This is a genomic window from Bacillus sp. PPSBB_2 (assembly GCF_045291115.1).
In the GTDB taxonomy this organism is placed as follows: Bacteria; Bacillota; Bacilli; order Bacillales; family Bacillaceae_G; genus Bacillus_A; species Bacillus_A cereus.
Window position 1 is genome coordinate 2,565,377 of sequence record NZ_CP147983.1, and the last position, 15,748, is coordinate 2,581,124.

Consider the following 15,748-nt stretch of genomic DNA (forward strand, 5'->3'; position numbering starts at 1 on the left):
GGAAGGTTCACTTTAATGAACCTTCCTCTTTGTTTTTATTCTCTTTTTGAAGAGTATTCCAGTACTCTAAAATTTCTGATGTAACGAGAGCGGCAATGTTTTTTTCGGAATTACTACCAGGAATAACGACAGAAATAGCAATTTGTGGATCTTCAGTAGGAGCATATGCAATGAAAAGAGAATGATTTATCATTCTTTCTTGCTCATTTGGAAAACCTGTAATACCTGTTTTACCTGCGACGTCAAAGGGCAACTTTTTAATTTCCTCTATATTTTGACTCATTCCACCTTGCACGACACTCCAAAAGTTCATCGGGTAACGATTTGAACTTTCTAAAATGGGTTTAAACTTTTTTGTTTCCTTACCATCTTGACCAATAATCGCACTTACGATTTGAGGTTTATATTTATCACCTTTACTTGCCAATGTTGCTGCATATTGAGCGAGTTGAAGAGGAGTATGCACTTCATTTCCTCCCCAAGAGGCATTTAATAAAGCAGAAATCCCATTTTCAAATTTATTAGATGGATGGAATTCATATTGTCCGTCTTCTTCAAAGGGCAAATCAATCCCGGTTTTAGAACGTAGGCCGAATTGCATTAAATAATCTGTCCATATATGTGCCACTTTTTCTATATTTCCATTATTCTGGTTGAATAAGGGCAGAGCTACTTTTGCTGTCATAAATGTGTTAGATGAATTAATGATAGCCTGCCTCGGTGTAATCTCACCTGTTGGTGTTCCAGGTGCATTCGTAATGTTATTTTGATTATCATACTGAAAAGTACCTTTATCTAAATAAGTATCTTCGGGTTGAAAAAGTTTTTCGTTTAATCCAATTAAAATAGTAAGTGGTTTTATAGTAGAAGCCATATTTACATAAGATTCACCATACTTTAATTTTTGAATCGCTTTATTTTGCGAAAGAGATTTAATATTTTCTTTTCGAGAAGATACATGTGTATTTAATATATTTGGATCAAAAACTGCCGAGTTGACCATAGTTAAAATCGCGCCAGTTTTTGCATCGCTCACTACAGCATAACCAGCTTTAGCATCAGGTGTTTTCTTAATTTGCAATCTTAATGCTTCTTCTGCCTTTTGCTGCAACTCAGAGTCTAAAGCTAGCCGTACATCTTTTCCTTTTTGTACTTTTTGAATGTTCCATAAGAACTTTTTATTTTTCAATTTAAAAATAAGAGTTTTACCTGGTTTTCCTTTTAAATCATTTTCATATTGCAGCTCAATCCCGCTTTTTCCAACAGCCATATGCTTTGAATTCAGGGCATTTTCTACATACCCAATTACCTGTGAACCAATTTCGTGTTTAGGATAATATCGAATCCATTCATCTTTAATTATTACATTATTGGGTTTGTTTTTGTTTATAAATGCAAGTTCATTCTCAGTTATATCAGAGTATAACGGTATACCATTCATAGTCTGCTTTTTACAAGATTGTTGTAATTGAGATTTTATGTTCTCTGTAGAAATATCATGTTGAAACTCGCTTGAAAATTGATTGAAAAAAGCTAATGTGCTTGATGTATCTTGTTTCGATAGCTTTTCATCATTAGAAGTGCAATATAGAGACTTAACTTTCTTATTTGTAGCTAGTATTGCACCATTTTGATCAAAAATCTTTCCTCTTTCAGCTGAAGAAGTTGCGATAGTAATTGAAATGAAGTTGATTTTTAATAAAATTAGTAAAATCAAACCTACAATAGAAAGAACCGCAAATAATCTCCATCTTTTTGTATGTAACATATAACCCTCCCTTATGTAGCCTACTTCATCTTATATTTAATTATTTTTTTTGTAAATGTGGAACAACTGTATTGTTTAGGTTGTCTATTAAGTATTACAGCATGAAGAAAGGAATAATTAGCATGAAAAATTACTAGCACGTTTATATGTAAGTTTAATAAGAGTCATTATACAGTTTAGCGCTTCTAATGCAAGCAGCAAAAAAATAGAGAGAAAACAGGAAGGGAGAGTTATTAATTCCGTAGCTAAACGAAAAGGAATGGATGCTTACAAGGATTAAGTAAAAAATTGAGGCGATATTTATAACCGATTATCGGATCTAATATAGAAGGAATGCTTTTAGTATTTATAGCAATTCCCGAAAGGATTAAATGGAGGATTTATGAAAGAACAAAAAAGCAAGAAGCAGAAGACATATATATCTATTCGATTAAATATAATGTTCCTTTGCATATTTTTACTATTCTCAGCTATTATTATGCAGCTAGGAAAAGTACAAATCGTTGAGGGAGAGGCTTATAAGAACCAAGTGGAAAATAGTCAAAATGCAATAACTAGTATTCCAGTTCCACGTGGACAAATTTTAGATCGAGAAGGGAAAACAGTTGTTAATAATAAATCTCTTCGCACAATTACGTATACAAGGGTGAAGGGAATTACGAGTGAAGATATTTTAAAAACAGCAAAAGACTTGGCGAAAGTACTTGAAATGCCCGAACAAGATATAAATAAATTAACAGATATCGATAAAAAAGATTTTTGGATGCAGTTGAATTCGAAACGTGCGGAGACAAAGATTACTAAGAAAGATATAGAAAAGTTTAAAGAAAAGGGTATAGAGGGAAAAGAGTTAGATAAAAAAATAGAAGACTTAAGAAGGGGTCGTGTTACAGAGGTAGAATTAGCAGAATTAACAGCAGAAGATTTAAAGGTGTTAGCTATTAAAAGTAAAATGAGTTCAGGTTATCAACTAACACCACAAATCATTAAAAAAGATGTAACAGATGAAGAGTATGCGCGGATAAGCGAAAATCTTGCGAATTTTCCAGGAGTAGATGCAACTGTTGATTGGGAACGTAATTATGTAAACGGTAATTTATTTCGTTCTGTATTAGGAAATATTACGAGTAGTGAAGAAGGATTACCGAAAGAAAATTTAGATTCTTATTTAGTACGTGGATATAACCGTAATGATCGTGTTGGAAAAAGTTATATTGAACAACGATATGAAGATGTATTACACGGCACAAAAGAAGAAGTGAAAAATATTACTGATAAATCAGGAAACATTGTTAGCGCAGAAATAATCTCTAAAGGAAAAAGTGGTAATAGTTTAACATTAACGATTGATATGGAATTACAAAAGAAAGTTGAAGAAAGTATAGAGAAAAACTTGAGAGCTTTTAAGAGTTCAGAGCCACTGCTCGATCGAGCTTTTGTTGTCATGACAAATCCAAATAACGGACAAATTTTATCTATGGCAGGCAAAAAGATTGTAGAAAAAGAAGGGAAAATAGAGGTTGAGGATTTGGCATTAGGAAACATGACAACTTCGTATGAGCTAGGGTCAGCTGTAAAAGGTGCTACTTTATTAACTGGATATGAGACAGGGGCAATACATCCAGGAGATCAATTTTATGACGCGCCGATGAAATTTAAAGGTACACAAGCTAAGAAATCGTGGAATGTATCCGGATTTGGTAATATTAATGATTTACGGGCTTTACAAGTATCTTCGAATGTATACATGTTCCAGACAGCATTAAAAATTGCGGGAGTCAATTACGTACCAAATGGCTCATTGGATATTAAACAAGGAGCATTTGATACGATGCGCTATTATTTCAAGCAATTTGGTTTAGGTGTCCCAACAGGTATTGATTTACCGAATGAAATAATTGGACAAACGAGAAAAGTAGATAGTCAACCTGGGTTTTTACTAGATTTTTCTATCGGTCAGTATGATACGTATACGCCGTTGCAATTAGCGCAATATATTTCAACGATTGCGAATGGTGGTTATAGAATGCAACCTCAAATTGTACAAGAAATACGAGAACAATCAATAAAAGAAGAGGTTGGCAAAGTTATACGTTCCATAGAGCCTGTCGTATTAAATCGAATTGATATGAAGAAAGAACATATTGATCGGATAAAAGAAGGGTTTAGATGGGTATTCCAAGAAGGTGATGGAACTGGCGTGAAATATTTCAAAAACGCGCCATATAAACCAGCAGGGAAGACAGGAACAGCCCAAACTGTATATGGTGGAGATGACCCGATTGGCAGAAATGCAAAAGGAGAACGTATGGAATGTTACAACTTAACGTTAGTTGGATATGCTCCATATGATAATCCGGAAGTAGCATTTTCCGTAGTAGTTCCATGGCTTCATGATGATAAAAATGGAATTAATTCTATAATTGGAAAGGAAGTTTTAGATGTATACTTTGATTTGAAACAGCAACGTATACATGCTGAATCTACTAGTACAGGTAGTTCTAAGCAAAATTAGAATACTTTTCTCAGGGAAGAGAACCTGTTTATATAAAGCCATTTATAAGTAAAAAATGAAATATGAAATAAGAGATAGTGGCGATCATAGCTACTATCTCTTATTTTGTTAATAATTCTCATACTAGCTATAAATTTTTTTCAGTTTGTGGAACAAATTTGGTTCGGTGATTGTCTATTATGTGTACGTATAAAAAGGTGCTAAAAATTTGGAAGGAATGATGATTTTGAAAAATAAGAGGATGCTAAAAATAGGAATATGCGTTGGTATATTAGGTTTAAGTATTACAAGCCTAGAAGCTTTTACAGGAGGGGCATTGCAAGTTGAAGCGAAAGAAAAGACTGGACAAGTGAAACATAAAAATCAGGAAACGTATAAAGAGTTCTCTCAACTGGAGAAAAAATTTGATGCTCGATTAGGTGTATATGCGATTGATACTGGTACAAATCAAACAATCTCTTATCGACCTAACGAAAGATTTGCCTTTGCATCAACCTACAAGGCTTTAGCAGCAGGAGTATTACTACAGCAAAACTCAATTGATTCATTAAATGAAGTAATCACCTATACGAAAGAAGACTTAGTGGATTATTCACCTGTTACAGAGAAACATGTAGATAATGGAATGAAACTAGGAGAAATTGCTGAGGCAGCTGTTCGTTCAAGTGATAATACTGCAGGGAACATTTTATTTAATAAAATAGGAGGACCTAAAGGATATGAAAAAGCGCTTAGGCATATGGGGGATCGGATTACTATGTCTGATCGCTTTGAAACAGAATTAAACGAAGCTATTCCAGGAGACATTCGTGACACTAGTACAGCGAAAGCTATTGCTACGAATCTTAAAGCTTTTACGGTCGGAAATGCACTTCCTGTTGAAAAACGTAAAATTCTTACAGAGTGGATGAAAGGAAATGCTACAGGAGACAAACTTATTCGTGCAGGCGTACCAACTGACTGGGTAGTTGGAGATAAATCAGGTGCTGGCAGTTACGGGACAAGAAATGATATTGCTATCGTTTGGCCTCCAAATAGAGCACCAATTATCATCGCAATTTTATCTAGTAAAGATGAGAAAGAGGCAACTTATGATAATCAACTCATTGCAGAGGCAACTAAAGTTATAGTTAAGGCTCTTAGGTAATAGTATTTTAGTTTTCGCATTTTTAACATGAAAGTATTAAAAGTATAAAGTTAGAAAACGACTCTTTTCGTGTGATAAGAGTCGTTTTTGTATTCTTATTATTAAAAAGGTAAAAGTAAAAATATAACGAATATATATGACATATCTCATATGAAATTTCATGTACTGTATTATTTTATTAATTTAAATAAATTTCAAGAAAGTATAATATAATTCAGTTAGCATATAGAAGTGTTTGATGAGAATGTAAAGGAGAAAATATGAAAAAGAAGATTAATAGAATTGTAATGATTATTTGTATATTAGTAGGTTTTACAATCTTTTTATATTTACAGAATAATTTAATAAGTATAACTGAGATTAAAATAACCTCTAGTAAAATACCATCCTCTTTTAAAGGGTATAAAATTCTACAAATTTCAGACTTACACAATAAAAAATTTGGTGATAATCAAGATGTGTTAATTCAAAAAATGAAAAGTATAGACCCAGATATTATTGCAATTACGGGTGATTTAATTGACAGTAAATCATACGATGCAGAAGTTAGTATGCAATTAATACGAGAAATGGTAAAGAAGTATCCTGTATATTTTGTGACAGGAAACCATGAACAATGGTCTGGAAAGTATAACAGTTTAGAAAAAGAGTTGAAGAAATATGGTGTCAATGTTTTAAGGAATGAACATGTAGGCATTCGAAAGGGTGAGCAAGAGATAAACTTGCTAGGTATTGATGATCCAGAGTTTGGTACTGGAAACCGTGATGAAGGAAATATTATAATAGATGAAATTAAAAAAGCAAAAATTGAAATGCAGTCAGATAGATATAATGTATTATTATCCCACAGGCCTGAATTTATAAAGGAATATACGAATGAGAGGTTGGATTTGGTTTTATCGGGACATGCTCATGGAGGGCAAGTTAGATTGCCATTTATCGGAGGATTAGTTGCGCCAAATCAAGGTGTTTTACCTAAATATACAGCAGGTTTATATGTAGAACAAAATACATCAATGGTAGTGAGTAGAGGATTAGGAAATAGTATCATTCCGCAAAGGATTTTGAATAGGCCAGAAATTGTAGTCGTGCAGCTAAATTAAGCTGTACGATTTTTTTTATACAAAAATGAGTAAAGGGGCTTTCTGTATTTTGCAGGAGTAAACATTACAATTTTGTTAAAAATTTTCTACGTTACATAAAGTAACAAAATTTGACCCTCAGTGTTTGTTATAGTGTAAATAATCAAAAAACTTAAAATTTGTCGAGTGAAAATTGTGATAAGTAATTCATATAAAAAACTTAAAGGGGTGTACACATGCATAAAGAATATGAAATTGAAGAATACACGGCGATTGAGGAACAAATCCATTATTATTGTAAATGTTTATTAGTAAGTCATCCTGATCAAATAATAAAGTATTTAGAAAAAAGGTTAGAAAAATATGCAGAAACATTACAATATGCACATTTATATCCTGACACAGTTATTTTACCGTTACAGCAATTAGTTATCGAATATTCTTTAGACGTTGCTAGAATTCGGAAGTATATGAATTTAAAAACGTAAAGTGAAATTTATAGTTTAAATGAAACAGAGTCGACTTTAGGAAATGAAATTCTAATGTCGACTCTGTTTCATTGTTTAATATCGGTGATTGAACATACATACTAATCAACGAAGTTTGACATATAATTAAGCAAGAGTAAAATAAAAGTGAGTACTCACTCATTTTTATTGGAAAAGGAGGATGAAACGTGCAACAACCTTCAATTATTTTACGGACTGTATCAAAAAGTTTTGGAAAAAAAGAAGTGTTACACAATCTTTCATTGCAAGTTGAAAAAGCAGAGATTTTTGGTTTTGTTGGACCTTCTGGATCGGGGAAAACAACGCTCATTAAAATGATTGCAGGTATTAATGAGGCAACGAAAGGTGAAGTGCTTGTTAATAATACTAATATGCCTAATTTAAATGAAATGAAACGAATTGGTTATATGGCCCAGGCGGATGCATTATATGAAGAATTGTCAGCATATGAAAATGCAGATTTTATAGCAACGATGTATGGATTAAAGGGAAAAAGTAAAAAGACAAGAATTGCAGAGGTTTTTGAACTTGTACAATTGTCACAGTATATGAAAAAGCAAGTACAACAATTTTCAGGTGGAATGAAAAAACGCTTATCATTAGCAATAGCACTCCTCCATGAACCAGAAATATTAATTTTAGATGAGCCTACAGTGGGGATAGATCCGCTTCTTAGGAAAACGATTTGGGAAAAATTTTATGATCTTAAAAAGAAAGGCACAACGATTATTGTAACGACGCACATTATGGATGAAGCTGAATTTTGTGAGCGTCTAGGATTAATTAGAGAAGGGAAACTAGTTGCGGTTGGAACAACTGAAGAATTGAAAAAACGCGTGTCATCTGGACGGATTGAAGATGTCTTTTTGTTGGAAGAGGTGGTGTCATCATGAGAGTTACTGGTGTAATCATTCGTATTATTCGCCAATTTTTTCGAGATAAGCGTTCGTTAGCGATGATGTTTGGGGCACCAATGTTATTACTTTGGCTATTATCGCTAGTGTTTACACAAAAAGACTATATACCGCAAATTGCTGTTGTTGATATGCCCGCTCAAATAGTAAAAGTGATGAAAAATCAAGAAGCGTCAATTTATGAATACAGTAAAGAAAACGCGATTTCTGAGTTAGAAAAACAAAAGGTAGATGCAATACTTCGAATAGAGAATGGAAAAATGAAACTTCTGTTGGAAGGTAGTGATTCGTCAAAAAATCGTGCTGTACTTCAAGTATTGCAAAAAAGCACAGAGAAGAATGATGTATCGATTATGAAACCTGAAGTAAATTATTTACATGGCTCTAAAGACTTTACGATGTTTGATGGGCTTGGTCCTGTATTAATTGGTTTCTTTACATTTTTCTTTGTATTTATATTATCAGGTGTATCTTTCGTAAGAGAACGTTTAAGTGGTACGCTAGAAAGGTTATTATCCACCCCAGTAAGAAGATGGGAAATAGTCGCAGGGTATATTATTGGTTTTGGAATCTTTGCCTTTATACAATCCATTATTATCGTAAGTTTTTCCGTTTATATTTTAGATTTATACGTAGCTGGCTCCATATGGCTAACGTTACTTATTACATGTATGCTCTCTTTAACTGCACTAACATTAGGTACGTTTTTATCGGCATACGCAAATAATGAATTTCAAATGATTCAATTTATACCGCTTGTTATTGTGCCACAAATCTTCTTTTCTGGATTGTTTCCAATGGAATCTATGAATAAGTGGCTACAAATGTTAGGGAAAGTATTTCCACTCACATACGGCGCTGACGCAATGAGACAAGTGATGATTCGGAATCAAGGGTTTACAGAGATTGCATTAGATCTTACTGTATTATTACTTTTTTCACTATTATTTGCAGTAGGAAATGTATTTGCTTTAAAGAAACATCGCAAAATATAATAATGACAAAAAGGAGCTTTATAAATGCAGAAGGATTGGCTGGAGGAATTAATAGCTGCAACTAATACGGATAAACGAAATGAACGTCAAATGCGAATATTAGAGGCGGCTGTTGATATGTTTGGAGAAAAAGGATACGCTTCAACTTCAACAAGTGAAATTGCAAAACGGGCTGGTGTAGCGGAAGGAACCATCTTCCGCTACTATAAGACGAAAAAAGATTTATTACTAGCGGTCGTAATGCCAACTTTAACTAAGTTCGCTGCACCATTTTTCGTTCAAACCTTTGCAAAAGAAATATTTAAATCAGAGTATGAATCGTATGAAGGACTTTTAAGGGTTGTAATTCATAATAGATTTAAATTTGCTCAAAAACACTTTCCTATGATAAAAATATTAATTCAAGAAGTACCATTTCAACCAGAACTAAAAAATGAAATACAGCAATTAATAGAAACAGAACTTTTTTCACATTTCAAAAAATTGATTGTGAAATTTCAAGAAGAAGGAGAGATTATTGAAATACCGTCATCTTCCGTATTACGTCTTACTTTATCAGCTGTATTAGGTTTATTATTAACACGATTTTCATTATATATTTTTGATAAATAAGTACTTGTTTACTAAAAACATTCTAAATCAGCGTGTTTCTTTGTCTCTTTTTCTAAGACCTAATAATCCTGCTAGTCCTAATAAGCCAAGCCCAATTATTATTTCTATCACGATTATCATTTAAATCATTTGTTGTATTAACATTTCGAGTTCTTACATCATTATTAACTCTGTCTAAGTTATTGTCATTTACTCGAGTTGAAATATCAGTGTTATTAACTCTATTCATATTATTTCCATCGTATTCAGCTTGCGCAGATGTACCTAAAAACATAATAGATAGTGCTAAAACACTTAAAATAGATGATAATTTCTTTTTCATTAAAATCCCTCCTTTCTTAATCATTAATTTCTCCGAAGCATGTGTGTATTATTCATTTCATAATATCTAAACCTTCATTAATTGGGCGCACATTTATAGAAAATAGAGTTGAATGATTGTTAATATATCATTGGATATATATTTCTCATAAAAATAAAGGAATCAAACTTTGCTTAAAATGTTAATCTTAGTACAATTTATATTATACGGACTAGCACTAAGGAGGTAATGAGATGCGACAATTTGCAAAACCTACAATCGTCGTAAGTAAATGTTTAGAATTTGATGCTTGTCGTTATAATGGAGAGATGATTCCAGATGTAACAATACGAAATTTGCAGCCATTTGTTACATTTATACCTGTTTGTCCAGAAGTGGAGATTGGATTGGGAACTCCTCGTGAAACGATACGAATTGTAGAAGAAAATGGTATGAATAGACTTGTGCAACCGTCGACACGAGAAGACGTTACTGAAAAAATGGAGCAGTTTTCAAATGACTTTTTACAAACGATATCGGATGTGGATGGTTTTATTTTAAAGAATCGTTCACCAAGTTGTGGTACGCGTGATGTGAAAATTTATTCTGGTTTTGAAAAAGCACCAGCAAAGGGAAAAGGAGCTGGCTTATTTGGCGGAGCAGTAGTAAAAAATTTTTCGCATCTTCCTATTGAAGAGGAAGGCAGATTGTCGAATTTTATTATTAGAGAGCATTTCTTTACAAGGCTATTTACAATCGCATATTACAAAATGATTAAACATAATAAAAATATGAAAGACCTTGTATCGTTTCAGTCGGACAATAAATATTTATTTATGGCATATAATCAGGTGAAACAAAAGGAATTAGGGCGTATAATTGCAAATCACAAAAATGAAAAGATTGAAGTGGTATTTGAAAACTATGAGAAGACTTTATATGAATTATTTATGCGTACGCCTCGTTATACATCGAATGTAAATGTATGCGAGCACATTTTTGGATATTTTAAAACAAAGCTAAAAAAACAAGAAAAAGATCATTTTATAGAACTGTTACAAAAGTATGCAGAAAAGAAAATACCACTTAGTAGTTTACTTACAATTTTAAAATCATGGGCCATTCGATTTGATGAAAAGTATTTATTAAGACAAACGTATTTCGAACCATACCCTGAAGCATTAGTAGAAATTTCGGATTCGGGAAAAGGTAGAGATTATTAAACAATAAATTACATAATTCGACACAAAATCTCCTATGTTGTTGTAGAACAATGTAGGAATTTTTTTGTGCATTAGTACAGAATCTGTTTTAAAATTAAGTTATGACAGAATTATAGCAATTGTCTAACTAATATTCTTGTCTTTTAAGTTGTTATGTTTGTAGTAGAAACTCGCACGCTGTCGAAACTCAATATTCGATAAGGGGTGTGTAGCGGAATGGAATTTACTCTAACTCGCGAAAAACAAATGATTAAAGAAATGGTACGTGACTTTGCTGAAAAGGAAATCGCACCGAAAGCTGTATATTATGACAAAACTGCAGAGTTTCCATATGAAACATTTCAAAAAATGGGCGAACTAGGATTATTAGGCATCCCATTCCCAGAAGAGTATGGAGGTTCAGGTGGCGATACGGTATCGTATGCGTTAGCAGTTGAAGAAATTGGTCGCGCTTGTGGTGGCACCGGTTTAAGCTATGCTGCAACAATTTCATTAGGTGCTTCTCCAATTTATTATTTCGGTACAGAAGAACAAAAACAAAAGTATTTAGTTCCAATGGCATCAGGTAAAACATTAGGTGCCTTCGGATTAACGGAGCCGAATGCTGGATCAGATGCAGGTGGTACTCAAACGAAAGCGGTATTAGATGGTGATGAGTATGTAATCAGTGGTGAGAAGTGTTGGATTACAAACGCAGAGTATGCAAATACAATTATTGTAACCGCTGTCAACGGTGTTGAAGAGAATGGTAGAAAACGTATTTCTGCATTTATCGTGCCTACTACGAGTGAAGGATTAACGATTTCAAGTCCTTACGATAAGATGGGTGTTCGTGCTTCTAATACTTGTGAAATCGTACTTGATGGTGTTCGTGTACCGAAAGAAAATATTCTTGGTGATGTAAATAAAGGTTTTAAACAATTTTTATATACACTTGATGGAGGGCGTATTTCAATCGCAGCATTGGCAGTTGGTATTGCGCAATCAGCCTTTGAACGTGCATTGCAATATGCGAAAGAACGTCAACAATTTGGAAAGTCAATCTCTAATTTCCAAGCGATTCAATTTAAATTAGCTGATATGGCGACTGAAGTAGAGTTAGCTCGTAATTTAGTACATAAAGCAGCTTGGTTAAAAGATAACGATAAACCTTTCGGCAAAGAAGCGGCAATGGCAAAACTATTTGCATCGGAAGCGGCAAGCCGTATTGCTAATCATGCAGTACAGATTCATGGTGGATATGGCTATATGCGTGAATATGAAGTTGAACGACATATTCGTGATGCGAAACTATTAGAAATTGGTGAAGGAACTTCTGAAATTCAACGTCTCGTAATTGCTAGACATTTAGGATGTAGATAAAAGGGAGGAATCACTATGTTTCAAAAAATATTAATTGCGAATCGCGGGGAAATCGCTGTTCGTATTATGAAAACTTGTCAAAAACTTGGTATTCGCACTGTTGCTATTTATTCTGAAGCAGATGAAAATGCCCTTCATGTGAAAATGGCAAATGAAGCTTACTTAGTAGGTGGACCGCGTGTCCAAGAAAGCTATTTAAACCTTGAAAAAATTATTGAAATAGCTAAGAAGACAAATGCAGAAGCAATTCATCCGGGTTATGGTTTATTATCAGAGAATCCGTCTTTTCCGGTTCGCTGCAAAGAAGAAGGAATCGTATTTATCGGTCCTTCAGAAGAAATCATTACGAAGATGGGAAGTAAAATCGAATCACGTATCGCAATGCAAGCAGCAGATGTCCCAGTAGTCCCAGGTATTACTACAAATATTGAAACTGCTGAAGAAGCAATTGAAATTGCAAAACAAATTGGTTATCCATTAATGCTTAAGGCATCCGCAGGCGGCGGAGGCATTGGTATGCAGTTGATGGAAACTGAGCAAACGCTCACCAAAGCGTTTGAAAGTAATAAAACAAGAGCGCAAAACTTCTTCGGTAACGGAGAAATGTATTTAGAGCGATATATAGCAGATGCGCATCATATTGAAATTCAGCTTTTAGCAGATACACATGGTAACACAGTGTATTTATGGGAGCGTGAATGTTCGGTACAGCGCCGAAATCAAAAAGTAATCGAAGAAGCACCTTCACCATTTTTAGATGAAGGTACACGAAAGGCGATGGGAGAAGTTGCTGTACAAGCTGCCAAAGCACTTGGCTATACAAATGCAGGTACAGTTGAGTTTCTTGTAGATGATCAGAAAAATTTCTATTTCTTAGAAATGAATACGAGATTACAAGTAGAGCATCCAGTGACAGAAGAAATTACGGGATTAGACCTTGTAGAACAGCAACTCCTTATCGCAAGTGGAGAGAAACTATCATTTACTCAGGATGATGTAAAACGTAGTGGTCATGCCATTGAAGCTCGTATTTATGCAGAGGATCCGAAAACATTCTTCCCATCACCTGGGAAAATTACAGATTTAACATTACCGTCAAATGTACGGATTGATCACTTCTTAGAAAATCATGTAACGATTACACCTTTCTATGATCCAATGATTGCGAAAGTCATTGCACATGGCGAGACTCGTGAAGAAGCAATTTCGAAATTACATGATGCTCTAGAAGAATTAAAAGTAGAAGGTATTAAAACGAACACGCCAATGCTACTGCAAGTTTTGGAAGACGAGGTGTTCAAAGAGGGTATTTATACAACGGGTTTTGTAACGAAACAACTCGTTAAAAAATAAGATTTAACAATATTAAGGGGGAAAAATGATGACGAAAGTATACGCATCGATGGCAGGAAACGTTTGGAAGATTGTTGTAGGAGTAGGAGATACAGTAGAGGAAGAGCAGGATGTCGTCATTTTAGAATCTATGAAAATGGAAATTCCAATCATTTCAGAAGAAGCTGGCACAGTTATGAAAATTAATGTGCAAGAAGGCGATTTTGTAAATGAAGGAGATGTATTATTAGAAATTGAATAGGGAGATATAGGGGGAAGCGAATTGAAACTACCTAATTTTGCTGTCATTAAAGAAGTCGGGCCACGTGATGGCTTACAAAATGAAAAAAAGATTGTTGGCACAAAAGATAAAGTAAAATGGATTCAACTACTTACAGAAGCAGGATTGTCGTATGTTGAAGTTTCCTCATTCGTTCACCCAAAATGGGTCCCTGCATTAGCAGATGCAAATGATGTATTTTCTGAGCTGAAAAGGGATCCAAATGTTACATATGCTGCGCTTGTTCCGAATCAAAATGGTTTGGAACGAGCTTTTTTGCAAAATGTAGATGAGGTGAATGTTTTTTTATCAGCAAGTGAATCTCATAATAAAAGTAATATTAATAAATCGATTAAAGAAGCGTTAGTTGTAATCGCAGATATAACAAAACAGGCATTATTCGAAGGGAAAAAGGTAAGAGGCTATGTTTCTACTGTATTTGGATGTCCTTATGAAGGGGATATAAGTGTCACAGCAGTTGACGAATTATGTAATCAACTATTTTCATACGGCATTTATGAAGTTTCTCTTGGGGATACAATCGGTGTAGCGAATCCATTACAAGTAGAACAAGTATTAGAACATCTATTAAAGAAGTATGATGCTTCGCAGTTTGCCATGCATTTTCATAATACGTATGGAATGGCTCTAGCAAATGTAGTTAAATCATTAGAATACGGTATTACAACATTTGATAGTTCTTGTGGTGGACTCGGGGGCTGCCCTTATGCACCAGGAGCATCAGGTAATGTTGCTACTGATGACCTAGTACATATGCTCCATAAATTAGGAGTTCAAACGAATATAGACGAAGAAAAGTTATTGCGAGCTAGTCAATTTATTCAAAGTAAGCTAAATATCCAATTACCGAGTCATGTGTATAGAGCGCTTCAACATAAAACGATAAGTAGGTGAGAAGATGCTACAATTACAAAACATTTCAGTTGATTATGTAACACCTCACGTTGTAAAGATTTCGTTATATCGTGAAAGACAAGCAAACTCATTATCTTTAGCGTTATTAGAAGAGTTACAAAACATATTAACTCAAATAAGTGAAGAGTCCAATACGCGTGTAGTTATTCTAACAGGTGCTGGTGAAAAAGCATTTTGTGCTGGTGCTGATTTAAAAGAACGTGCTGGTATGAATGAGGAACAAGTTCGCCATGCTGTTAGTATGATTCGCACGACTATGGAGATGGTTGAACAATTACCACAGCCAGTTATTGCTGCTATAAATGGAATCGCACTTGGTGGTGGTACGGAATTAAGTTTAGCTTGTGATTTTAGAATTGCTGCTGAATCTGCAAGTCTTGGTCTTACTGAAACGACACTTGCAATTATACCAGGAGCGGGTGGTACACAGCGCTTACCGAGATTAATTGGTGTTGGTAGAGCGAAAGAATTAATTTATACAGGTAGACGTATTTCAGCGCAAGAAGCAAAAGAATATGGTTTAGTAGAATTTGTTGTACCAGCTAATTTACTTGAAGAGAAAGCGATTGAAATAGCAGAGAAAATTGCTAGTAATGGACCTATTGCTGTTCGATTAGCAAAAGAGGCAATTTCAAATGGTATTCAAGTTGATTTACATACCGGATTACAAATGGAAAAACAAGCGTATGAAGGTGTAATCCATACGAAAGATAGATTAGAAGGATTACAAGCATTCAAGGAAAAACGCACACCAACGTATAAGGGGGAGTAA

The 15,748-nt window shown here is 34.1% G+C and carries 13 protein-coding genes and 2 pseudogenes; 13 read left to right on the forward strand and 2 right to left on the reverse strand.

What is annotated here, in order from left to right; translation table 11 throughout:
* Positions 1-7: 7 nt before the first annotated feature.
* A complete protein-coding gene (locus tag V6946_RS12805) occupies positions 8-1,768 on the reverse strand; it encodes a penicillin-binding protein 2 (protein WP_006920816.1) in 1,761 nt (586 codons plus the stop codon).
* Positions 1,769-2,150: 382 nt separating this feature from the next.
* On the opposite strand from V6946_RS12805, the gene V6946_RS12810 reads away from it, so the two are divergent.
* The 7 genes and pseudogenes from V6946_RS12810 to V6946_RS12840 form a co-directional block, all read left to right on the forward strand.
* Positions 2,151-4,283 carry a penicillin-binding protein 2 gene (locus V6946_RS12810; RefSeq protein ID WP_006920814.1) on the forward strand — a complete coding sequence of 711 codons (2,133 nt, stop codon included), beginning with the start codon at positions 2,151-2,153 and terminating at the stop codon, positions 4,281-4,283.
* A 220-nt stretch (positions 4,284-4,503) separates the two neighbouring features.
* Positions 4,504-5,430 carry a class A beta-lactamase Bla1 gene (bla, locus tag V6946_RS12815; protein WP_033692231.1) on the forward strand — a complete coding sequence of 309 codons (927 nt, stop codon included), beginning with the start codon at positions 4,504-4,506 and terminating at the stop codon, positions 5,428-5,430.
* A 260-nt stretch (positions 5,431-5,690) separates the two neighbouring features.
* Positions 5,691-6,533 (forward strand): metallophosphoesterase, encoded by an 843-nt coding sequence (locus tag V6946_RS12820; protein ID WP_069604103.1) that lies wholly within the window; start codon positions 5,691-5,693, stop codon positions 6,531-6,533.
* Positions 6,534-6,748: 215 nt separating this feature from the next.
* On the forward strand, positions 6,749-7,000 hold the full coding sequence (locus V6946_RS12825; protein ID WP_000548621.1) for a hypothetical protein: 252 nt from the start codon (positions 6,749-6,751) through the stop codon (positions 6,998-7,000).
* Positions 7,001-7,188: 188 nt separating this feature from the next.
* Entirely contained in the window at positions 7,189-7,914 is a 726-nt protein-coding gene (locus V6946_RS12830) for an ABC transporter ATP-binding protein (protein WP_001187075.1), read from the forward strand.
* Positions 7,911-8,930: an ABC transporter permease gene (locus tag V6946_RS12835; RefSeq protein WP_006928521.1), complete on the forward strand. Its 1,020-nt coding sequence runs from the start codon at positions 7,911-7,913 to the stop codon at positions 8,928-8,930. Before V6946_RS12830 ends, V6946_RS12835 begins: the two co-directional genes overlap by 4 nt.
* A 24-nt stretch (positions 8,931-8,954) precedes the next feature.
* Positions 8,955-9,524: pseudogene (locus V6946_RS12840) on the forward strand (TetR/AcrR family transcriptional regulator); the annotation flags it as partial.
* 45 nt (positions 9,525-9,569) lie between these two features.
* On the opposite strand, the pseudogene V6946_RS12845 reads toward V6946_RS12840, so the two are convergent.
* Positions 9,570-9,864 (reverse strand): annotated as a pseudogene (locus tag V6946_RS12845) (WGxxGxxG family protein).
* A 233-nt stretch (positions 9,865-10,097) separates the two neighbouring features.
* Here V6946_RS12845 and V6946_RS12850 point away from each other — a divergent pair.
* From V6946_RS12850 to V6946_RS12875, 6 genes are all read left to right on the forward strand, one after another.
* Positions 10,098-11,066, forward strand: a complete 969-nt coding sequence (locus V6946_RS12850; RefSeq protein ID WP_006928516.1) for a DUF523 and DUF1722 domain-containing protein — start codon at positions 10,098-10,100, stop codon at positions 11,064-11,066.
* Positions 11,067-11,282: 216 nt separating this feature from the next.
* Positions 11,283-12,428 (forward strand): acyl-CoA dehydrogenase, encoded by a 1,146-nt coding sequence (locus tag V6946_RS12855; RefSeq protein ID WP_006928512.1) that lies wholly within the window; start codon positions 11,283-11,285, stop codon positions 12,426-12,428.
* Positions 12,429-12,443: 15 nt separating this feature from the next.
* Positions 12,444-13,781 carry an acetyl-CoA carboxylase biotin carboxylase subunit gene (locus tag V6946_RS12860; RefSeq protein WP_000486742.1) on the forward strand — a complete coding sequence of 446 codons (1,338 nt, stop codon included), beginning with the start codon at positions 12,444-12,446 and terminating at the stop codon, positions 13,779-13,781.
* A gap of 25 nt (positions 13,782-13,806) precedes the next feature.
* The gene (locus tag V6946_RS12865; protein WP_001987345.1) at positions 13,807-14,022 is read left to right on the forward strand and encodes an acetyl-CoA carboxylase biotin carboxyl carrier protein subunit; all 216 of its coding nucleotides are present in this window, start codon (positions 13,807-13,809) and stop codon (positions 14,020-14,022) included.
* Between the two features lie 21 nt (positions 14,023-14,043).
* Positions 14,044-14,955 (forward strand): hydroxymethylglutaryl-CoA lyase, encoded by a 912-nt coding sequence (gene mvaB / locus V6946_RS12870; protein WP_006928511.1) that lies wholly within the window; start codon positions 14,044-14,046, stop codon positions 14,953-14,955.
* 4 nt (positions 14,956-14,959) lie between these two features.
* Positions 14,960-15,748: an enoyl-CoA hydratase gene (locus tag V6946_RS12875; RefSeq protein WP_000939818.1), complete on the forward strand. Its 789-nt coding sequence runs from the start codon at positions 14,960-14,962 to the stop codon at positions 15,746-15,748.